This window comes from Streptomyces sp. NPDC059828, from assembly GCF_042731955.1.
Lineage (GTDB): Bacteria > Actinomycetota > Actinomycetes > Streptomycetales > Streptomycetaceae > Streptomyces.
The window spans coordinates 65,373-85,332 of record NZ_JBHWIW010000002.1 but is presented as its reverse complement, the minus strand read 5'-3'; the positions used below and the strand labels follow the sequence as shown (position 1 = coordinate 85,332).

The window sequence follows — 19,960 nt, the reverse complement described above, 5'->3', positions numbered from 1 at the left end:
GCCGTGCGCCCTTGCCATCTTGCGTGCATCGCAGTCAGGAAGCACGGTTCACGTGTTACTGCTCGGCGCGTTCGGCGCTCATCAGGGAGGGGCGGTACCTCATGGGCTCGGCAAGTGAGTGGGCACGTGAAACGTTCGGTGACGCAGCTGGCGAACTGGTGGACTTGATCCCCGCTTGCCTCTTGAGAGCTCACACGAGGGCTCGCAGCGGGCATGAGGGCGTCCATACCCAGACCTTGGAGGCATACGGCCACGGGCTATATGCCGTGCAGTACGAGGAACTTGCCGCTGGCCTTGGCGCCTTGGCCGATTCCACGCCGGTGCGTCTCCAAGGGCGCACAATGGTGATCATTGCAGACCATGTGATCTACCCGATTCGCTACGCAAAGAAGAACGTCCCCGTCACAGCCGCCCGCTTGCGGCGAGCGACAGGGTTCCGTGCCGAACTCATCCGCCGGCATGGCCCGGAACCAATGCAACAGATGTTTGACCTGGGCATGGACGAGCCCGAAGAGTCGGAAGCCCACCCTGACCTTGGGCTCCTCCCGGAAGACATCCGCCTGGTCCTGGTCGCCTACGCGTGCTCCATGGACCAAGGCGTGATGCGCGTCGAGTGGGGATCGGCGGAACTGCGCCGGGAGGATCGATACCTCATCTGGCACCACCACGAGCCGCTACCGCTCGATGGGCGATTCACCACCGCCTTGTGAGTTCGACCTCGCCCCGGCGGGGTTGAGCCCACCTCGCGCACCGGTGCCACACGTGGCTGCCGTTGTCGCCGCCGTCCGTCGCCGTTGATGGCAGCGTTGGATGTCAGCGGAACAGCTCCGGGACCGGGCAGACCTCCAATGGCTCATCCGTCCGGTCTGCCCAGCGCCACGAGACATGCCGATCTGCACAACTCCACAGCGACCGGCAGGTTCGCCGACCGTCGTCTTCCCGCCAGGAGAGCACGAAGCCGCCGGACTTGCACGGATCGAGCGACCGAATAGGTTCACACTCGGACAAATCCACCTTTCACGCAAAACACCTCCCGCGGTACTCCACACACTGGAATGCTTACGGTCAGCGACTCGAGAGGGGTGAATGTGAGCCAACCGGTAAATGTACCTCGGGGGCCCAAAGCGCTCAATCCGCTATGGATTATCTCGCTGTTCTTAATGGTATCAGAAGCCGCCGCAGGTACGGCTGCCACTCAAACACAGGGCTGGCTGCAAGCAGTTCTTGTGATCTTTTCAGTAGCCTTCCCCGTGGGAGTTGCATCCGCATTCTTTGCAATTCTTATGCAGCGGCCGTACGTCCTCTACGCCCCCAAGGACTACTCCAAAAATCCGAGCGTACGAGACTTCGTCAACGCCCTGAATACGTCACGCAGTCGCAGCGTGGAGAACATGGAGGCCTCCATTCGCTCGGCGATGGAGGAGGTAATTCCGAAGATGCTTGATGCCAAAATGGGCGCCCTTAGTAGAGACGTCATGGTGGCAGAGGCGATTGAAAGCGCACGCGAGGACTTCCGGCATCGCTTCATTGAGATTTCTTACGGTCAAATGACCCACGACGTAGCATCTGTGCAGATCCCAGTAGGCGAAGATACCGTCGTGCAGGAATTCTTGGACGAGGCGTGGTCGTTCGCTCCTGAATGGATCCCCCCATACACGTACGGCGACAAATGGGTGTTGGTCGATCAAGAGAAGGGCCTCTCCTACCGAAAGATGGGCGCTCTCTGGGCCCGCCGTCGCGGAAAGGGGTCGGATGACAGATTGCTTTACAGTACTGGAATTTCAGCGGGAGACATTTTGCACGCCGTGCCTCTCAGCCAACTATGATGCGCCCCTGGCGCCAGGGTCCCACCTCGACTGGGACCACGATCAGGCCCGTTTGGGATCCCAGATCTCCCTGGGCCGGCAACCGCGAGCGCCGCACCAGGAGTTCGCTCGGACGGACCCCGACCCCCCTTGGCCGACGGAGTCGCAGACGACCGCCCGATGCTGCTGCTGTCCGCCGTCGTTGACGTCGCTTGTAGATGTCAGGCTGTACGTAGCTGCGGCACGGCACGGTCGCTGACTACCGCGTCAGGGTTCGATCGGGCCCCTTGCGTTGAGGTGCTGGCTCTGTCGCAGCGATCGTCCGACCATCCGCGCTGCTGCCGTACTGAGAGGCGAAGCGAGGCCCGGGACGGGCCGAGAAACGCAGAACACGTCGTCTGGCTGCGATCCTGGTGCTGGTGCCGCATCAGGCATCGTTCGCCTCGCCGATGGAGCGCGGAGCGGTAAATCGGTGGGGTGATGCAGGGGAATCTGCCACGATCATCGGAATGGGTGCATTGGATGCAGTGGCAGGCAGGGTTGCCGGCGGGGCCACCGTGACGTTCCAGCCCAGCGGCTCCTCGATGGTCCCGCTGATACGCAGTCGGCAGCAGGTGGTCGTCGTTCCAGCCGACCCGTCGATGTTGGAGGTCGGAGACATCGTCCTCGCCCGTGTCGCCGGGACGGTCTACTTGCACTTGGTGTCGTCCGTGGACCCCGCCAGGAAGCGGGTGCAGATCAGCAACAACCGTGGCCGCGTCAATGGCTGGACCAGCCACGATCGTGTCTTTGGTATCTGTGTGGCAGTCGACGGCGTCACCCGGTCGGGAGTCGTGGGCAAGACGCTCGTGGCCGACTCCGACGACTCTTCCCGAACCTGACTCCAGCGGCATCGGGCCGCCAGGCTGTGCGGCTGGCAGAACGAGTGCGCATTCGGGAGGTCGCTGAGCACGAGGGCTGGCGTTGCTGTGGATAGTCCGCAAGGGCACCGGCTCCCTGAGTGACCCGAGCATCTCTACGCGATCGCCGACGGTGAGGTCGCACTCACGTGCTCCAGAGCCGCGGCGACTGCTACCCCGTTGGTTGGCTCAGTCGTCGGCAGCGACGATGAGAGTGATCTGCCCGGCCGAGCGGTCGATGAGCACGAACTCGTGGAAGTAGTCGTGCACACGTCCCCAGTCATGAATCACCTCATCACCGAGCTCGCTGAGGTAGTAGGTGCCGTCGGCCGCGGCCAGGCGGTCGAATACCTCCCGCTGCAGATCTGCCTCCAGCCCGGTGGGCAGGTCCCGGAGCGGATCCACCCACTCCCGCAGGATCTGCACGGCCTTCTCCTGGTTGATGGGCTCGTAGAGTCCGGGAGTAATCAACCGTAGCCAATACGGACCATGCCGAGGCCCGTCCGGCAGTACTCCACCACCTGCATAGTCGTCCCGGAACTGCTCATGCCCAATCAGTGCGGCAAGCAGCCCTCTATCGTCCAGGGATCCCGCGGAGAAGCGGAGTTGCTTGATGTCGACCCACCGATACCCGTGCTCCTTCGGATCCGGGAGGTAGCGTCGAAAGTTGATGAAGGCGCCTCCTTCGTGAGCAAGCCCGTTGTCCATGGTGCCAGCCTAGAAGGCAGCCAAGGGGCCTGCCGACCTCCCACCGGACAGGACAGCTGCCGACTCAAAGGCGACGCGGTGGCCCACCCTCCCGCGGACAATACTTCGACGAGCAAGCCGGGCATATCGCCCATGCGGGGTGATGTACCCATCGTGGAACGGAGCGAGGCTTTACTCATCGGCGTCCTGTGCGACCGATACCGCCGGTGACGGTGCCGTCACCCGACCGGCGCATCCTGGTCGTCCCAAGGGAGGTAGAACGATGAACCGAAGTCGTCGTCTCGCAGCATTCGCATCCCTGATCGTCCCCGCCCTCGCGCTGGGCCCTGCGGTTGCCGCATACGCGTCGACCACCACAGCGCCCGGTGCCGCACCCAACGCGACGTGCAATGTCGAAAGAGAGTCGAACGGCAAGTATCACCTCTGGGGTGTGGGATTCCCCGGCGGCACGAAGGTGACCTACTCAGGCTCCAGTTCGGGCACCGTCCCGACGGACGAAGGGGGGAGGTTTGACATCGGCGGCCTCAGCGGGTCCCAATTCGTCGTCAAGACAGGCAGTACCACGCTCACCTGCGTCGTGGTCCAGCACTGAGGATCAGCACAGGGGTGTCCTGCCTGGTCTGGGGCAGACATGCAGGGGCAAGCGCGGTCGGCGCCCGCCCGGCGCCGCCACGCTTGCACGGGACCTGGTGAACGGCCTCGGCCATGACATCGCCGCACACGTCGACGAGCGCGTCAGGAAGGCTCTGGTCGGCTGAGCCTGACAAGACATCAGCTACGCAACTGGCACGACGCCCCCTCCGTCGCAGCTGGGGAACGAGCAAGGCCCAGGCTTCCGGTTCGGTACCGGTGACCTGGGCCTCTGTCGTCTTCACGACTGGTGGGCGCAGACGGTTTCGAGCCACCGACATCTGCATCCGCAAGTTCGCCCCGAAGGGCCGCGGCAACGGGCTTCAACTGGCAGCGCGGGCTCTGCTCGGGCTGCCCCCAGAGCTGCCGCCGTCTGGGGCCTTGACGCCGGCTGCAGATGCCACTCCGCCGGACCAAAAACGCCACACGGCGGGGCAGTTGGTCAGATGCCGAACTCCTGCGGGGACAGGCCGAGCACCGAGCATGCCTCGCGCAGGACCTGCTCCTCGGCCGGCGCGACGAAACCGTCCGCACCGGCAACGACGAAACCGGTCTGCACGACCGCCTTGGCTTCCGTCGGCTTCTTCGCCGCCTTGGCGATCTCCTGCATGGCCTCAGCCTTGCCCTGCTGGAAGTTGAACGCCAGCTGATCGACATGCTTGTTGAACCGCTGCCGCAACTGGTCGGACGGGAAGTTCTGCAGAACGTCGTTGTTCAGGATGAGCGATTCCACATGCTGCCGCTCCGCCGGGTCAACCTGCCCGTCGGCAGCCGCGACCAGAGCACACATCGCCATGCTGGCGTCCCGGTAGGCGCCGCTCTTCAGCTCCGTCTTGAGGGACGTGAGCTGGGACTTGAGCGTGTTCACCAGCTGAGCCCGCGATCCGCCGCTGGGCCCCGCACCCGATCGCCCGTGTCCGCCGGAGCCCCGCGTCCCCTGCGACTGCTGCAGACTCTTGGCCTGGTCCTTGATCCGATCCCACATCGCCACGCGTGCCACCTCGGCTTCTGCCCATGTCATTCCGGTCGTCCGCGCGCATTCACGCGTCCTCCCCCCAACGCCTCCCGGCACCCCGAAGTTCCTCAGCCGATCGACCGACGCCCAGCGCGCGAACGGCAGCGATAAGACGTGCGGGAGCAGTCCCGTTGACGTCAAGAGTGCCGGTCAAGGCCCCCAGCCCTGATCGGCGAGGGGCCTTTTCGCTGGTGGGCGCAGACGGTTTCGAACCGCCGACATCTGCTGTGCACGTTCGGCCGAGCGGCAATGGCGGCGGTCTCGCCCGCGGTCGCGACAACCAGACAGAGGTGCTCGTGTGCGTCCCTGTCCGGCCGCGTTGATGTCAACCGTGGATGTCAGAAGCCTTCTGATCCGTAGCTCAAGCCAGCAGGGTCACGCACGGTCGTTCCGGTCGCCAACGAGCCGGTGACGTCCATGGCCGGACGCCTGCGGTCGCTGTGGTTGCGGTACTTCGCTGCGGTACAGCAATCCTCGGACACGCTAGTCATGGAACAGCCCTCTAGCGGGCTGGTATCGGCATGGTCGACGGCCGCCACTCTCGCCTGATCAACCCGAACACCCACGAGTCGGATACCTCGCCGTTCACGACGCAGTCTTCCCGCAACGTCCCTTCACGCACGAATCCGATCTTCTCCAGGACCCGGGCAGATGCCACGTTGCGCGTATCGGTCTCGGACTGAACCCGGTTCAGGTCCAGCGTGTCGAATGCCCACTGCAGCAAGGCGTGCGCAGCCTCCGTCGCGTAGCCGTGGCCCCACATCGCGTCGTCGAGGACGTAGCCCAATGACGCGCTGCGGTAGTCCGGGTTCCATCCAGTCAGACCGCACCATCCGACGAAGGCCCCGTCCGAAGCACGGTCGATGGCCACCCGCGCCCCGGTGCCTTCGTCCGCCATCTTCCGGCACATCGCGATGAAGCGTTCGGCGCGGGCCCGTACGTTCCACGGCGGGGAGTCCCAGTAGCGCATCACGTAGGTGCTGCTGTGCAGCGCGAAGAGGGGGTCCGCGTCGGCGTCGGTAAAGGGGCGCAGTCGCAGGCGAGCGGTGTGCAGTAGGGGGGTGGCCAGAGTCATGCGCACCATCGTGCGCCCTCATGGCGCGGGCAGGGTCAGAATTCTCGGTCCCGGTCCGGTCCGAACGACCAGGGTATCCGGCGGTCGGTGTAGCGGGTTTGGGCTGAAGCTGCCATGGGGCGAGAGATCAGGGGCCGGAAACTTGCTGCGACTCGGGCAGCCCTCGCCGCCCGCAATAGCCCGAAGTGGGCTCCTGATCTTTGAGGCTCGCCCCATGGTGACTGCCCAAAGCCGTGGAGCCGACCGCCCCAGCCACGATGGCGCCCTCTGTCAGTGGCTCGCGCCGCGCGCGGGCCGGCGGCCGGGCCGGAGCGGAGCGAAGACAGGAGCGTCGGCCTTCACGTGTAAGTACGCCCCCCTGTCTGGCTTTCGGGGGCCCGGGAGCGTGGTGAACCTGCTGACGTAACAGTGGCCCTGCCCCATACCCTGTCAGTGACGAGCTGCAAGGAAGGGGCAAGGCCGTGTCACCTGATACCCCGGACCCGTACTCCGACCCGATCGCGTTCGGGCAAAGGGTCAAGATCCTCCGGTCCCGACGCGGCATGACGCGCGACCAGTTCGGCGGGCTCACGGGTAAGTCCGCATCGTGGGTCCGCGCGATCGAGGAAGGCCGGCTGAAGGTCCCGCGCCTCGAGATCGTGCTACGGATGGCTGAGACGCTGCGTGTCCGGGACCTCTCCGACCTCACGGGGGACCAGTCCGTGCACGTCTCGCTCTTCACTGGCCCTGGGCATCCGCGGCTGGCCGCTGTCCAGGCCGCCGTCAACGCCTACCCCCTCACGGGCGGCCGGGAGGCGCCGACCACGGAGCACCTCCGAGCGCGGCTGGCCCGGGCATGGGCGGCCCGACACTCCGCCCCGAACCATCGCGAGGTGGTGGGCTCGTTGTTGCCGGAGCTGATCCGAGACGCGCAGCTTGCTGTATGGCGAGCCGACAGCGCGGACGAGCGCCGCTCCGCACAGTCCGCGCTCGCCGAGGTCTACTCCCTGTCGCAGTTCTTCGTGGCCTACCAGCCGGACGCCGCACTACTGTGGCGCGTCGCCGAACGCGGCATGATCGCCGCGCAGGAGTCCGAGGACCCTCACACAATCGGCGTGGCCGCGTGGCTGGTGACGCAGGCTCACCGGGACTCCGGGCCTGCGCACTTCGGCGCCGCCGACGCCGTGAACCTCGAGACACTGGCGTACCTCGAGCCTCTGCTGCCGGACGCCCCGGTTGATGTCCTCGCTATCACTGGCGCGCTGACGTTCGAGGCCGGATACACGGCTGCCCGCCGAGGTGACCCGGGCACCGCGTGGCGCTACTGGGACACCGCGGGCGCGATGGCCAACCGGCTGCCTGTGGACTACTACCACCCCATCACCAGCTTCTCGCGAGCCATCATGGGCGCCCACGCGGTGACGGTTGCCGTGGAGCTCCACGCGGGCGGGGAGTCCGTGCGGCAGGCGGCGCGGGCGGACGCGTCGACCATCCCGTCCCGGCCGCGGCGTGCCCGGCATCGGATCGAGGAGGCCCGCGGCTACCAGTTGGACGGGCAGCCTGATGCGGCGCTGGCGACGCTCGCGCAGGCGCATGAGGCGGCACCCGAGACGATCAAGTACAACGGGTACGCGAAACGCATCGTGCTGGAGGAGACGCAGGCGAAGAGCCCCGCGCGGCGCCGCAGGGCGTCTGAGCTCGCGGTGAAATTGGGGCTGCTGGCCGCCTGACGAGGGCGCACATTTTGTGCGCCTGACTCCCTTTCACCACTTATACCGTCGGTGACATGGACGTCACCACGAGTACAGAGACCGCACCGCCCGACCTCGCCACGATGCGGGACGTCGCCCGCCAGGCACTGGCAGACGCGAGTGCTTCCGACCTGGTCCCCACGATGCGCGGCATGATCGATCTGCTGACCCCGCAGGTGCAGGCCCTCATTCGTCGTGCCCCGCTGGGCGCCCCGTCCGCGACACTCGCACAGGTCGCTCTGGATGCTGCACGCCAACGGTTTGCCACACCCGCCGGGGGGTTCGGGCCGGACGCTGCCCGACGGCGCGCCAGGTTGATTGCGCTCTCGGTGCTGTCGCTGTGCGACCACTTCGAGAACCTCGGCGGCCAGGCGTGATCTGCGGGGAGTGCGATCAGACGATCCGGTCTGACCAGCCGTACGAGACACAGGACATCGATGCCGCGTCAGCGGCCGGCGCGAGCGTGCACCTCCACGTCGTGTGCCCAGACCGGCGGCGCTACTGAGACTCCCGCTCGCCGGACCACGGCGGACCGTGCGAGCGGGGCACGCTTCACCGCATCCGCCGACCGTGTACGACCCCACCACACCGGAGGTCACGACCATGAGCGACAGCGGCAAGCACGCGGGACAGCCGAGCGATAAGCCGTGGACGCCCCCGCCGACTCCGCCGTCCCCCGACGGCAGCGGTCCGGGCAAGGTCACGGGGGACTGACGTCGTGACGACTGCCCAACTGGGCGGGCACGCCGCGTTCGTGCGAATGCTGCACGAGCGCGGTCTGCTCGATGACACATGGCGCCGAGTGTGGAACGCCGTACCGCGCGAGCCGTTCATCCCCACACGCGCGTGGCGGCAAGATCCCGACGGTTGCACGCTGCTCACCTCACCAGCTGACCGGCTGGCCCTCATCCACGCCGATGAGCCAGTCGTGATCCAGCTCGACGATGGTGCCGAGGACGGGCCTGGCGTCGCGACCTCGTCCAACTCGCAGCCCTCAATGGTCGCTCGATCGCTCGGACTGCTTCAGCTCAAGGACGGCGCCCGCGTGTTGGAGATCGGCACCGCCTCAGGGCACGTCGCGGCGCTGCTGTCCGAGCGCCTCGGCGACACGAACGTATTCAGCGTCGAGATCGACCCATCGCTCGCCGGACACGCCGGGGCGGCGCTGCACGCGGCAGGCCACTGGCCGCATCTGCGTTGCGGGGACGGCGAGGCCGGATGGTCCGATGGCGCCCCGTTCGACGCGATCCTCGCCACCTGTGCCCTGCGGCGCATCCCGGCTGAGTACCTCGACCAGGTGCGCCCGGGCGGGGTCATCGTCGCTCCGCTCGCCCGCGAGTTCTGGTCGGGAGCCCTGGTGCGGCTCACGGTGCGGGACAACGGCACCGCGGTGGGTGCGTTCCACGGGGGCGCCTCGTACATGCCGATGCGGTCCCACCGCGTCGGCGAGGGCACGTCTGTCGACAGCCGCACCGCTCGCTGCCGTCCGACCCTGCTGGGCGCGTCCGGGGTCCTTCACCTCGGGTTCGCCCTGTGGGGCGGCACCCGGCTGCCGGGCGTACGGCTGTGGCACAGCCAGGGGCCCGCAGGGGTGCAGGTAGGGGCGCAGCACGGGGACGGCTCGCCTGCGACCGCGGTCGCAGGCGATGTGTGGGAGTACGGCCCTCGCGATCTGTGGTCCGAGATCGAGGCGGCGCACCGCGACTATGTCGATCTCGGCTCACCCGGTGCGGAGCAGTTCGGCATCACTGTGCGCCCTGAGGCCGAGTACCTGTGGCTGCACCGTCCCGACAACGTGCATGCCCCGGTACGCGAATGGCGGTCTGCCTACCGCCCCGGCCGGCCCTGTACCCCCGTCGCGCCGACCGGGGTTCACCGCACGATGTCCACGACCTCGCCGGCCCGCGCATCTGTATGCCGCCTCAGCCCCTCGGCCCTGTACGTGCATGGGCTGAGCGCGCCATGAGGTGCGACCCTGGCGAAGGTGCGCAGGGCTGTGGGTCCGGTCCGGAAGACGCTGATCGGATCAGCTGACGCGGCCCTTCAGGTGGTTGTCGGGTGTCTCATGAGCCAGACAGCCGATGCGGGGGGTACGACGTCACAGCAGAATTCGAATCCTGACCCCCACGAGGAGCTCGGTGATGTACGCAGCAGTCCGGCGGTACGAAGGGGTGACAGATCCGGCTGAGGCGGGACGCCGCGTGAACGAGGGGTTTGTGCCGCTCATGCGCCAGGTTTCCGGCTTCGTGGCCTACTACTGGGTCGATGCCGGGGACGGAGTGATGGTCTCGACCAGCGTTTTCCAGGACCAGGCCGGTGCCGAGGAATCGATCTCGAGGGCGGCGGACTTCGTGCGAGACAACCTTGCGTCACTGCTCCCCAACCCGCCCCAGGTCATGGCCGGGGAGGTTGTGGCTTCGTCGTGAAAACGGTCGAATCAGCCGAGTGAGAGCCTGGCCCAGGCAGCAACAAGGCCCCGGGCCATCGCCCTGGGGCAGTCGCATCTGGCTGCGGGCCCTCGACAAGACCGGGCTCGGGGACGTGCACTTTCACGACCTCCGGCACACGGGGAACACTCTCGCTGCGACCGGCGACGCAACCACGCGTGAGCTGATGCAGCGCATGGGGCACTCGTCGGTCCGGGCCGCGCTGATCTATCAGCACCTGGTCAACGGACGGGACCATGCAATCGCCGCTCACGTCGACGATCAGATCAAGAGGGTCCGACCTGCCGAGCCCACCGCGGACGTGCCGAGCCCACCGCGGACGGTCCGGCGGAGGCATCTGGCACGTGAATGGCACGACGCCACTCCCCGCCGCAATCACGGAGGAACGATCAAGGCCCAGGCTCGCGGCTAATCGCCGGTGACCTGGGCCTTTGTCGTGCTTCCTGCTGGTGGGCGCGGACGGTTTCGAACCGCCGACATCTGCTTTGTAAGAGCAGCGCTCTACCCCTGAGCTACGCACCCGGAATGAGGCAACAGCGTACATGGCACATGGGTGGGTGCCGCAAACCAGATCGGCTCGGCCGGGGGGTAACCCCACCACGGAGCCGGTAGGCCGCCGGATCGCCCGGTGTGAACGGGCCTCCTACCGTGGGGGCGTCGCAGTTCGGAGCTCTGGGGGACGAAAACCATGGACACACACCGCACCCGCGCAGCCCTTGGCGTCGTCGGCGCCGTGGTCGTCGCGTTCGCTGTCACCGGGTGCGCGGATGCCGAGGACGGGGTGGTGGAGCGGAAGTCGTTCGCGCTCGGTGGGAAGGAGCTGGTCATCGAGGCCAGGGGCTCCTCGGTGGAGCTGGTGCCGGCGGATGTGGCGAAGGTGGAGGTCGAGCGGCGGGTCGACGGGTGGGTGTTCGTCGGGAACGGGCCGGACCCGGTGTGGGAGATGCGGGACGGGACGCTGACGCTCGAGGTGAAGTGCGACGGCCTGGGGGCCGACTGCGATGCGCGGCACTCGGTGAAGGTGCCGCGTGGGGTCGCCGTGACCGTGCAGGGGGACAACGGGAGTGTGAGCGCGAGCGGGTTCGAGACGGCGCTGGCGCTGCGGGCGGACAACGGGGAGGTGACCGTGCGGGACTCCAGTGGGCCGCTGGAGCTGACCAGCGACAACGGGGAGATCACCGGGGAGCGGATCACGTCCCGGACGGTGTCGGCTCGGTCCGACAACGGCGCCGTGAGCCTCGCCTTCGCCGAGGATCCGAGCCTCGTGGACGGGGAGAGCGACAACGGCGAGATCACCATCGAGGTGCCGGGGGCGCAGGCGTATCGCGTGACGGCCTCGGCGGACAACGGGGACACCACGGTCGATGTGCGGCAGGACGGCCGGAGTGCGCATGTCATCAACGCGAAGAGCGACAACGGCGAGATATCCGTGCGAACTGCGAACTGACGGGCTCGTGTGTTCGTCCATACCTGGTGGGAGAATGAACCGGTAGGGCGGACACGGCACGGGAGAGGGATGTGAGGGCGACACACACACGGGCGTACGCCGGAGCGAAGGCCCATGCGAGTGTCGCGCGCGATGTGCTCGCGCTGGTGCTGTGGCCTGTGCCGTTGCTGGTCGTGGCTGCCGCGGCGCTGCCCGCGTCACTCTCCGGGGGCGGCACCCGGCGCTGGTTCGGCGGGCGGGCGGAGAGTCAGCGGGCGGAGGCGCAGGCGGCGAAGGACGACGCGGCCGCCGCGTTCTACGAGCTGGACACGGCCCAGCGGGATCTGCGGATCTCGATCGAGACGATCACGGCCGTGGACAGCTCGCCCGGTGCACGCCGGGTGGTGGAGGAGTTCGCCGCGCTGGGCCGTCGGATCGACGAGGTCAGCCATGGGTACATCACGGCGGTCGACGCGCACGATCTGGATCGGGACGACCTCGACGCCTCCGTCGCGGCCCGCGCCCGCGGCGAGCTGACCAGGGCGAAGGACGAGCTGGTACGGGTCAAGGGCGAGCTCGACCGGTTCGCGCAGGGGCTCGGGCCGCTGCTCGACACGGCGGAGACCCAGCTGGCCAGGCTCGCGCCCGCGGTGGAGCGGGCCCGGCAGGCGCTGCTGGCGGCGAGCAACGCGCTGGACTCGGTGCGCGGCTCCGGGCTGCGTGCTGACGATCTCGCGGCGCGGCTGGCCTCTCTGGCGCCCGAGCTGACGAAGCTGAACGAGGGGGCAGGGCGGCACGGGGTGACGGAGACGTTGCAGCGGGCCGACCGGGTCGTACGGGACGCGGAGGCGGTACGGGGTGAGGCGGAGCGGCTGCCCGAGCGGGCCGCCGAGATCGACAAGCGCCTGGTGTCGCTGCGGACCAGGGCGCAGGCGCTGACCACCCGTGCGAGCGGTGTCGAGCCCGTGCTCAGTGAGCTGCGCCGCCGTTACAGCGCCGCCTGCTGGCAGGACCTCCAGCCCGTGCCCGCCCTGGCCGTCGAGCATGTACGGCTGGCTGAGGAGAAGCTCACGGAGGCCGCCAAGGCGCGGACCGAGCAGCGCTGGCCGGATGCGACGGCTCTTCTGGGGACCGTTCGGGCCCTGCTGAACAGCACCGACGAGGCCGTTTCGGCGGCGGGCGACCGTCTGCGGCGTCTGGACGCGGTCGCGAAGGATCCGAAGCACGAGATCGAGCGCACCCGGTTCGCGATCCGCGACGCCCAGCGGCTCGCGATGCAGGGGCGCTCCACGCCCGACCCGCGTCACGCCCGGCCGCTGGACGAGTCCGTGGCCCGGCTCGACCGTGCCGTCGCCGGTCTCGAGGGCCGTCACCCCGACTACTGGCACTTCCTGACCGAGACGGAAGCGGTGCGGGGAGCCGTGACCCATGTGGTCGAACAGATCCGTGAGGAGCGCGGCGGCGGGGCGTGACGGCCCCGGCCCCGTGCCGGGCTGATTTGTCGGGGCCTGAATGCGGGCGGATGCTGTAGGGAGCATGGAGGAACGTACGTACGGCCGAAGGGGGCCGATATGGCATCCACTCACGTGCAGGGGACCTCGCAGCACAAGGGCGGCATCCGCGTCGTGCTGGACGAGCATCTGCCCGTCGACCACCGCCTGAGCAAGGTCTACCGGGTCGGCGCCGGCGTCATGGGGCTGATCCTCGTGGCCTTCGGGATCCTGGGCCTGACCCACAACATCGGCTTCTTCGACATCGCCAACTCGACCGTTGCCGGACTCAACACCAACGGCGCACTGAGCGTGCTGTCCATCCTGGTCGGGCTGCTGCTCTTCGCCGGCATGATCGTCGGGGGGAACTTCGCCTCCACGCTGAACATGGTGCTCGGCATCCTCTTCATCCTGAACGGCTTCATCGGCCTGGGAATGCTGGACACCGAGGTCAACTTCCTGAACTTCAAGATCCAGAACGTGATCTTCAGCTTCATCGTCGGGATCATGCTGATGTGGTTCGGGATGTACGGCAGGATCGGCAGCGCCCTCCCGCACGACAACCCGTACTGGAAGGCCCGCCATCCCGATGAGGCGGCGGCGGAGGAGCGGCTGCGCCGGGAGCGGCAGGGTCAGGGAACCGGCCGCTAATCTGTGGGGCATGCCCCGTTACGAGTACCGCTGCCGCACCTGCGACAACACCTTCGAGCTGAGCAGGCCCATGGCCGAGTCCGGCGACCCGGCCGCCTGCCCGGCCGGGCACGGCGACACCGTCAAACTGCTGTCCGCCGTCGCCGTGGGCGGCACGAGCGCGTCCGCCCCGGCCCCCACCGGAGGCGGAGGCGGGGGCGGTGGCTGCTGCGGCGGGGGCTGCTGCGGCTGACGCGCGGCCAGGCTGGCCCGTACGGCCCCGCCTGGCCCGTACGGCGCCCCAGGTCCGTACGGAGACCTACAGCGCCACGGGCGCCTGTGCGGTGCCGGGTGCAGCGCCAGGCGCCGGTACGGTGGCACGCTCCGGCGCCGGCGACGGCTCCGCCGCCCTGGCAGTCAGAAGGCGCAGGATCTCCTCGCCCGCCAGGACGCCGGATTCAGGGACCACGGTGACATGCGGTGCCGTCCAGCCCGTGTCGGCGAGCTCGCCGTGGGACGGTCGGAAGGCGTGGTCCGCGGCCATCAGCAGGTCGGCGTCGAGCAGCGAGTCACCCGCGGCCAGGACCGTTTCCGCGCCCGTGCGGCGCGCGAGTTCGCGGACCGCCGCGCTCTTGGTGAGCGGCCTCGGCACGGCGTAGATCTTGCGGCCCTGGAGTGAGACCGTCCAGCCCCTCGGCTCCGCCCACGCGGCCAGTTCCTCGATCCAGCCCTCCGGGAGCAGCGCGCGGTCGACCACGAGGTACGCGAAGAGCTTCTCGGCGACCCGTTCCTTGAGCAGCCACGCGGGGCCGGCCGTCGCCCGCAGATGGGCACGGACCTCGTCCAGGGGGGCGCACTCACCCGCGAGCCGGGTCGTGACCGTGCGCTGCCAGTCGGGGTCGGAGACGCCGTCCACCAGCAGATGCCCGCCGTTGGCGCAGATCGCGTACTTCGGCGCGGGTCCCGGTAGGCGGATGCGCCCGTACTGCTCACGGGTCCGGGTGGTCGTCGGGACGAACACCGAGGTGCGGGCGAGTTCGGTGAGCAGGCCCACGGCGGTCTCGGTGAGATACGACAGGGGCTTGTGCTTGTGCGTCTCGACGCACAGCAGACGAGGTGCTTCCGGGTCCGGCATGGTGAGCTGGAGCGCAGCCGCGGAGTAGATCAGCGTGCGGTCGAGATCGCTGGCGACGAGGCGCTTCACGGGGCGGCCACCGCCTTGCCGTCGGTGCCGGTCGCCCCGCGGGTGAAGCGGGGGTGTATCAGCCCCACACAGGTGTACGGCAGGTCGTCCGCCTCCTCGACCGGTACCCCGCGCTGCTCGGCCAGCAGGCGTACGTGGTCGAGGTCCGCGCCCGCTCCCCGCTTGGCCAGGATCTTCCAGGGCACCCGGCGCAGCAGCACCCGCGTGGTCTCGCCGACTCCCGGCTTCACCAGGTTGACGTCGTGGATGCCGTACTCCTCACTGATGCGCTCCACGGCCGCCCAGCCCGCCCAGGTGGGTGCCCGGTCGGCCGCCAGCAGCTCCTTGACCTCGGCGTCCACGGCGTCGGCGACCTCGTCGAAGCGGGCCGAGACGGTGTCCAGGAAGTGGCCCGAGACGTCGGCTGCGGCCAGCTCGCGGTAGAACTTCGCGCCGTGGAAGTCGTCCGGACCGACCAGGTCGGCGCGCAGGACCGTACGGGAGACCAGTCCGGACACCGTGGAGTTGAGGCAGGCGGAGGGGATGAGGAAGTCCTCGCGGGTGCCGTAGGTGCGGACGCAGCCGCCCGGGTCGGCGAGCACGGCGATATCCGGGTCGAAGCCGTCGAACTCGCTGATCGCGGCGGCCAGCTCGCGGGTGATGGCGCCCTTGCCGGTCCAGCCGTCGACGAACACGACATCGGCCGGGTCGTGGTGGGTGGCGAGCCAGCGCAGCGCGTTGGCGTCGATACCGCGGCCCCGCACGATCGAGACGGCGTAGTGCGGCAGGTCCAGGCCGTGGCGGCGCAGCGCCCAGCGGCGCATCAGTACCCCTATGGGGGTCCCCGCGCGGGCCAGCGAGACGAGTACCGGACGCGGTGATCTCTCCGCGAGGACGGTCTCGGTGACCGTGCCGACGGCGCGGGCGATCCGGGCTGCCGAGGTGTCCAGCGCGGCGCGGAAGAGCTGCTGGTACTCGGGGCTCGGCTGGTATTCGACCGGCAACGACTCGGCGTAGTGGGCGCCGCCGCTTTGTATCGCCTCCTCGCGCTCCTCGGTGGGAGCCTCGAGATCGACGTCCGAGAGGTCCTGGAGCAGCCAGCCGACCTCTTCGGGGGCGTAGGAGGAGAAGGCGGGGCCACGCAGGGGCTCGGGGAGCATGGGTTCCTTTCCGGGAGTTCCAGCGGCGGGAACGTAACTGGGAACGACGGCGAGCACGACCTGCGGTATGTGCGCCGAGAGCTGCGCCAGCAGGCCGTCGGGGGCGTGCAGCCTGGGAGTGTCGGCCGCCGAGTCGACAACGGCCACGACCGCGTCGAAGGCGCCACCCGCCACGTTGTAGGCGTACCGCTCACCGGGGCCGTCGGCCGGGTCGTCGTGGGCGGGGAAGGCCAGCTTGCTGCGTATCGCGTAGCCGGGGTCGTCCAGGGCGAGCACCGGGGAGCGGGTCGTGGTCGAGTACCGCACCTCGCAGCCACCGCGCTCCTCCAGGGCCTGGGCCAGCCGCAGGGGCGCGTACATCAGCTCCTCGAAGCCGAGGACCAGCACCCTGCCCCCCGCGGCCGCCGAGCCGAGCGCGGCGGCGACACGGGCCGCCATGGCGGGCAGCGCGGCCTCCAGCGTGGCCCGCTGTGCCTGGGTGAAGCCGTGCCGGCCGCCGTCCGGCACCGTCGCCGGCCAGCCGAGGTCCACCCGTGTGCACCTGCGGCCCATGGCCACCGGCTCACAGGCCTCGGCTACCTGCTCGTACTCGGCGACCAGCGCCTGCCCCCGCTCCAGCACGTCGTCCGGCAGCCGTGCCGTGCCCGTGGCCATGGCCACCACATCGATCCGGGCGCCTATTCGCTCCCCGAAGTCCGCCAGACGCCGGGTGTCGGCCGCCGAGCGCATGTCGACCAGGGCGACGACCACGTACCGCGTGCGCGGGTGACGCTCGTGCAGGTCGCTGATGGTGTTGAGCACCGTGTTACCGGTGGAGAACTCGTCGTCGACGAGGACGAGCGGGCCCGCGCCCGCGAGCAGCCGGGGGTCCTCCGGGAGCAGCAGATGAGAGGTGGCGTGGGAGTGGGACTCCTCGAACCCTCCCGCCCGTGCGACACCGGCGACAGGGCGGCGTGTGGAGTGCAGGTAGGGCGCGAGGGCCAGTCCGTCGGCGACCGCGTGGCCGAGGCCGGTCGCGGTCTCCGCGTACCCGAGCACCAGGGACCGCGCGGCCTCCTCGTCGCCCAGCAGCGCGCGCACCCGCGCGCCGAGCGCGAAAGCGTGGCCGTACACGGTCGCCGGGCTCTGCGGCACATGCTTGCCGAGGACCTGCGAGACCAGCAGATGCGCCCGCTTGGGGTTGCGCCGCAGGGCCATGCCCAGCATGTCCTTGAGCCCGTCGTCACCGACGAGCTCGACTCCCAGCCGCTGGGCGACCCAGCTACCCGACCACACCACTGCCGTACCGCTCTCCTCTGTCATCTCTGCCGTCTCTATCGTCTCTGGCGTCTTCTCCATCATCGGCCAGCGTCACCCGCGCCGGGCGGTCTCCGCCCAGCGGCAGCCGTAGCCGGCATCAGCCGGCCAGTCCGGCGGTGAGCAGCTCGACGAAACCGACGTCCTCCCGGGCGACGCCGAACGCCTCCGCGCGCTGGAGCGTGCGCTCGGCCCAGGCCCGGTGCGGCTTCACCTCGTTCATCTTGTTCGTGTACGCGGAACGCAGCACTCCGCCACCTCCCCGCTCCGGGCGAAGAATGTCCTGCGCGTCGCTGAACTCCTCATGGCTGACGACCGACAGCGCATGGACGGGGAGCACATGGGAGGGATGGATGCAGGTCTTGCCGAGCAGTCCGTTGGCGCGGTCCAGCTCGATCTCCCGGAGCAGTCCGTCGAGGTCGTGCTCGATCAGGGTGGTACGGAGCTCCTCGGCCCGCACCTCCAGGAAGGGGCTGCGGCGCAGCTGGGGCTTGAACATGCGCTCCTGGCGGGGGAAGTACTCCCACACCGGCCCGGTGATGGTGTAACCGGTGCCGTCGGAGCGACCCAGCACATTGACCACGTCAGCGATGACATGCGCGACGATCTTGACGTCGTAGGCGGTCATGTCGGGCGAGCGGCGCAGTCCGTACGCGGAGCAGAAGTCGGTGACGCCGAGGCGCAGTGCCAGGACCCGGTCCCGGTACTTGTCGACGGTGCGGGCTATGCCGGCGAGGGTCTCCGCCCTGCTCTCCAGGTGCAGCAGCTCGGGCGATTCCAGCACCGGCATCGCGTAGAGCCGCCGGCCGCTCGCGGACTCGGCGCCGTTGAGCGCGTCCAGGAAGGCTCCGCCCCGCTCCTCGGTGAATTTCGGCAGGACGAATCCGGACAGCAGCCGGGCCGAGTCGCCGAGGCGTCCGACCAGGTCCGGGATCTGGCCGGGCTCACGGACCCGGATGAACAGCAGGGGCACATCGGTGCCCCGGGCCGCGAGGTCCGCGAACTGGCGGACGAGGTTCTCCTCGGCGTCCGGCACATCGGCGTCGTCGATGGAGTCCTCCAGGCAGAGCACCATGGACACGACACCGCGCGCGCTCTGCTTGAGGATGTCGTCCGCGAGCCGGGGCCTGGTCGCGGGGCTGTACAGCGTGGCCCCGAGCGCGGCCGAGAGCAGTCGCGCGGGGGCCTCGGCCCCGAACTCGGACGGCTCTTTGTGGAACAGTTCCTTCCGCGCAGTAGCCGGGATGTGCCCGAAATGACGCATATGTATCCCCCCGTACTGCCGTTGCGGCCCCATCAGGTGATTGGCCGGTAATAGTACGTAGGTGCAAGTGTCATGAGTTACCCGCGCGCATGAAATCAAGGTAACCAGGAAGCTCGTCCGGCTGCGCAGTGTGTGCGGCTGCGCGGCTCGTCCGGCGCGCTCCCAGTCCGTACCCGACTCAGACTGCCCGCGTATCAGGCTGCCCATGCCCGGCGCGCCCCGGCGTTGTCCGCGCGGGGGGCGGGAAGGCAGGATTACGGTCATGACGCACGCGATGATGAAGGGCTCCAACGTACCGCTCGGAGCGACGGCGGTACGGGCCGTACTGCGCTGGTCCCCCGGCCCCGGGGTACCCGATGTGGACGCATCGGCCCTGCTGCTCGGCGCCGACGGCCGTGTGCGCTCCGACGAGGACTTCGTCTTCTACAACCAGCCCCGGCACCCGTCCGGGCTGGTGCGGCTGATGCCGAAGAAGCGGGCGGCGGACGGGATGGCCGACACCGTCCAGGCGGATGTCGGCTCGCTCGACCCGTCGGTGGACCAGGTGGTGCTGGCCGCCTCGTCGGACGGCGGCAGCTTCGCCGGAGTCCACGACCTGCGGGTCGCGCTCTACGACGCGGGGCAGGCCGAGGCAGAGGCCGAGCCGCTGGCGGTGTTCGACGTGCGGGCGGAGACCGGCGAGGAGACCGCGATCATCTGCGGCGAGCTCTACCGGCGCGGGGACGGCTGGAAATTCCGCGCGGTCGGGCAGGGGTATCCCACCGGGCTGATCGGGCTGGCGACGGCCTTCGGTATCTCGGTGGACGACACGGCCGGGCCGGAGCCGGCGGCGCCCCAGGCCGAGACGCCGTCGGTACCGTCCCAGCAGAGCGCCGGCGACCAGGACGCGACGCGTGCGATGGCGACCCCGCCGATGCCCGCGTCGGCTCCCACCGCCCCCGCGTACGGCTACCCGCAGCAGCCGCAGTCCGGGCCTGCGTACGGCTACCCCCAGCCGGTCCCGCCCGCGACGGGGCCTGCCTACGGCTATCCGCAGCCGCCCCAGCCGTCGGCGCAGCCCGCGTACGGCTATCCCCAGCCGGCCGCAGCGGCTGCGTCCGCGCCCGACCCGAACTTCCGGCTGCCTCCGATGGGACCGCAGTTCATCCGGTAGGTGTGCGCAGGTCCCGGTGGGCCGCGGTGGATCTCGGTGCGCCGCGGTG

At 69.0% G+C, this 19,960-nt stretch carries 18 protein-coding genes and 1 tRNA gene; 12 read left to right on the top strand and 7 right to left on the bottom strand.

The annotated features are described in order from the left end of the window. Positions 1-101: 101 nt before the first annotated feature. From ACFV6V_RS01370 to ACFV6V_RS01360, 3 genes are all read left to right on the top strand, one after another. The gene (locus ACFV6V_RS01370; RefSeq protein WP_385557332.1) at positions 102-710 is read left to right on the top strand and encodes a hypothetical protein; all 609 of its coding nucleotides are present in this window, start codon (positions 102-104) and stop codon (positions 708-710) included. Between the two features lie 378 nt (positions 711-1,088). Beyond that, entirely contained in the window at positions 1,089-1,826 is a 738-nt protein-coding gene (locus tag ACFV6V_RS01365) for a hypothetical protein (protein ID WP_385557328.1), read from the top strand. 488 nt (positions 1,827-2,314) lie between these two features. Then, positions 2,315-2,686, top strand: coding sequence for a S24/S26 family peptidase (locus ACFV6V_RS01360; RefSeq protein WP_385557326.1), 372 nt, complete (start codon positions 2,315-2,317; stop codon positions 2,684-2,686). A 207-nt stretch (positions 2,687-2,893) separates the two neighbouring features. Here the strand turns inward: ACFV6V_RS01360 and ACFV6V_RS01355 are convergent, their stop codons facing one another. The 3 genes from ACFV6V_RS01355 to ACFV6V_RS01345 all read right to left on the bottom strand — a co-directional run bounded on the left by ACFV6V_RS01355 (position 2,894) and on the right by ACFV6V_RS01345 (position 6,132). Further along, positions 2,894-3,412 (bottom strand): hypothetical protein, encoded by a 519-nt coding sequence (locus ACFV6V_RS01355; protein WP_385557323.1) that lies wholly within the window; start codon positions 3,410-3,412, stop codon positions 2,894-2,896. A 1,072-nt stretch (positions 3,413-4,484) separates the two neighbouring features. Then, positions 4,485-5,033 (bottom strand): tellurite resistance TerB family protein, encoded by a 549-nt coding sequence (locus ACFV6V_RS01350; RefSeq protein WP_385557320.1) that lies wholly within the window; start codon positions 5,031-5,033, stop codon positions 4,485-4,487. A gap of 526 nt (positions 5,034-5,559) precedes the next feature. Then, on the bottom strand, positions 5,560-6,132 hold the full coding sequence (locus ACFV6V_RS01345; protein ID WP_385557317.1) for a GNAT family N-acetyltransferase: 573 nt from the start codon (positions 6,130-6,132) through the stop codon (positions 5,560-5,562). Positions 6,133-6,593: 461 nt separating this feature from the next. Between ACFV6V_RS01345 and ACFV6V_RS01340 the strand changes: the two genes are divergently transcribed. The 4 genes from ACFV6V_RS01340 (at position 6,594) to ACFV6V_RS01325 (ending at position 10,288) form a co-directional block, all read left to right on the top strand. Next, the gene (locus tag ACFV6V_RS01340) at positions 6,594-7,841 is read left to right on the top strand and encodes a helix-turn-helix domain-containing protein (protein WP_385557314.1); all 1,248 of its coding nucleotides are present in this window, start codon (positions 6,594-6,596) and stop codon (positions 7,839-7,841) included. A gap of 56 nt (positions 7,842-7,897) precedes the next feature. Next, complete coding sequence (locus ACFV6V_RS01335; RefSeq protein WP_385557311.1) at positions 7,898-8,239, top strand: DUF6415 family natural product biosynthesis protein; 342 nt, start codon at positions 7,898-7,900, stop codon at positions 8,237-8,239. Positions 8,240-8,580: 341 nt separating this feature from the next. Continuing rightward, positions 8,581-9,828, top strand: coding sequence for a methyltransferase (locus tag ACFV6V_RS01330; RefSeq protein ID WP_385557309.1), 1,248 nt, complete (start codon positions 8,581-8,583; stop codon positions 9,826-9,828). A 175-nt stretch (positions 9,829-10,003) separates the two neighbouring features. Next, a complete protein-coding gene (locus tag ACFV6V_RS01325) occupies positions 10,004-10,288 on the top strand; it encodes a hypothetical protein (RefSeq protein ID WP_385557306.1) in 285 nt (94 codons plus the stop codon). A gap of 468 nt (positions 10,289-10,756) precedes the next feature. Here ACFV6V_RS01325 and ACFV6V_RS01320 read toward each other — a convergent pair. Beyond that, positions 10,757-10,831, bottom strand: a tRNA-Val gene (locus ACFV6V_RS01320). Positions 10,832-10,997: 166 nt separating this feature from the next. Between ACFV6V_RS01320 and ACFV6V_RS01315 the strand changes: the two genes are divergently transcribed. The 4 genes from ACFV6V_RS01315 (at position 10,998) to ACFV6V_RS01300 (ending at position 14,108) form a co-directional block, all read left to right on the top strand. Continuing rightward, entirely contained in the window at positions 10,998-11,756 is a 759-nt protein-coding gene (locus ACFV6V_RS01315; protein ID WP_385557303.1) for a DUF4097 family beta strand repeat-containing protein, read from the top strand. A 71-nt stretch (positions 11,757-11,827) separates the two neighbouring features. Further along, entirely contained in the window at positions 11,828-13,207 is a 1,380-nt protein-coding gene (locus ACFV6V_RS01310; RefSeq protein WP_385557300.1) for a hypothetical protein, read from the top strand. A 99-nt stretch (positions 13,208-13,306) separates the two neighbouring features. After that, positions 13,307-13,876 (top strand): DUF4383 domain-containing protein, encoded by a 570-nt coding sequence (locus ACFV6V_RS01305; protein WP_385557297.1) that lies wholly within the window; start codon positions 13,307-13,309, stop codon positions 13,874-13,876. 10 nt (positions 13,877-13,886) lie between these two features. Next, positions 13,887-14,108 (top strand): zinc ribbon domain-containing protein, encoded by a 222-nt coding sequence (locus tag ACFV6V_RS01300; RefSeq protein WP_385557296.1) that lies wholly within the window; start codon positions 13,887-13,889, stop codon positions 14,106-14,108. A 66-nt stretch (positions 14,109-14,174) separates the two neighbouring features. Here ACFV6V_RS01300 and ACFV6V_RS01295 read toward each other — a convergent pair whose 3' ends face one another. From ACFV6V_RS01295 to ACFV6V_RS01285, 3 genes are all read right to left on the bottom strand, one after another. Further along, positions 14,175-15,059, bottom strand: coding sequence for an HAD family hydrolase (locus tag ACFV6V_RS01295; RefSeq protein ID WP_385557295.1), 885 nt, complete (start codon positions 15,057-15,059; stop codon positions 14,175-14,177). After that, on the bottom strand, positions 15,056-17,500 hold the full coding sequence (locus tag ACFV6V_RS01290; RefSeq protein WP_385557293.1) for a phosphoribosyltransferase: 2,445 nt from the start codon (positions 17,498-17,500) through the stop codon (positions 15,056-15,058). Before ACFV6V_RS01290 ends, ACFV6V_RS01295 begins: the two co-directional genes overlap by 4 nt. A 94-nt stretch (positions 17,501-17,594) precedes the next feature. After that, a complete protein-coding gene (locus ACFV6V_RS01285) occupies positions 17,595-18,758 on the bottom strand; it encodes an HpcH/HpaI aldolase/citrate lyase family protein (RefSeq protein WP_385557291.1) in 1,164 nt (387 codons plus the stop codon). A gap of 262 nt (positions 18,759-19,020) precedes the next feature. Here ACFV6V_RS01285 and ACFV6V_RS01280 point away from each other — a divergent pair, with 262 nt between their 5' ends. Next, positions 19,021-19,911, top strand: coding sequence for a TerD family protein (locus ACFV6V_RS01280; protein WP_385557288.1), 891 nt, complete (start codon positions 19,021-19,023; stop codon positions 19,909-19,911). Positions 19,912-19,960 lie beyond the last annotated feature (49 nt).

Coding starts and splice junctions, on each gene's coding strand:
- ACFV6V_RS01370 (WP_385557332.1), top strand. CDS start 102: ATGGGCTCGGCAAGTGAGTGGGCACGTGAAACGTTCGGTGACGCAGCT.
- ACFV6V_RS01360 (WP_385557326.1), top strand. CDS start 2,315: ATGGGTGCATTGGATGCAGTGGCAGGCAGGGTTGCCGGCGGGGCCACC.
- ACFV6V_RS01355 (WP_385557323.1), bottom strand. CDS start 3,412: ATGGACAACGGGCTTGCTCACGAAGGAGGCGCCTTCATCAACTTTCGA.
- ACFV6V_RS01345 (WP_385557317.1), bottom strand. CDS start 6,132: ATGACTCTGGCCACCCCCCTACTGCACACCGCTCGCCTGCGACTGCGC.
- ACFV6V_RS01335 (WP_385557311.1), top strand. CDS start 7,898: ATGGACGTCACCACGAGTACAGAGACCGCACCGCCCGACCTCGCCACG.
- ACFV6V_RS01325 (WP_385557306.1), top strand. CDS start 10,004: ATGTACGCAGCAGTCCGGCGGTACGAAGGGGTGACAGATCCGGCTGAG.
- ACFV6V_RS01315 (WP_385557303.1), top strand. CDS start 10,998: ATGGACACACACCGCACCCGCGCAGCCCTTGGCGTCGTCGGCGCCGTG.
- ACFV6V_RS01305 (WP_385557297.1), top strand. CDS start 13,307: ATGGCATCCACTCACGTGCAGGGGACCTCGCAGCACAAGGGCGGCATC.
- ACFV6V_RS01300 (WP_385557296.1), top strand. CDS start 13,887: ATGCCCCGTTACGAGTACCGCTGCCGCACCTGCGACAACACCTTCGAG.
- ACFV6V_RS01290 (WP_385557293.1), bottom strand. CDS start 17,500: ATGACAGAGGAGAGCGGTACGGCAGTGGTGTGGTCGGGTAGCTGGGTC.
- ACFV6V_RS01285 (WP_385557291.1), bottom strand. CDS start 18,758: ATGCGTCATTTCGGGCACATCCCGGCTACTGCGCGGAAGGAACTGTTC.
- ACFV6V_RS01280 (WP_385557288.1), top strand. CDS start 19,021: ATGACGCACGCGATGATGAAGGGCTCCAACGTACCGCTCGGAGCGACG.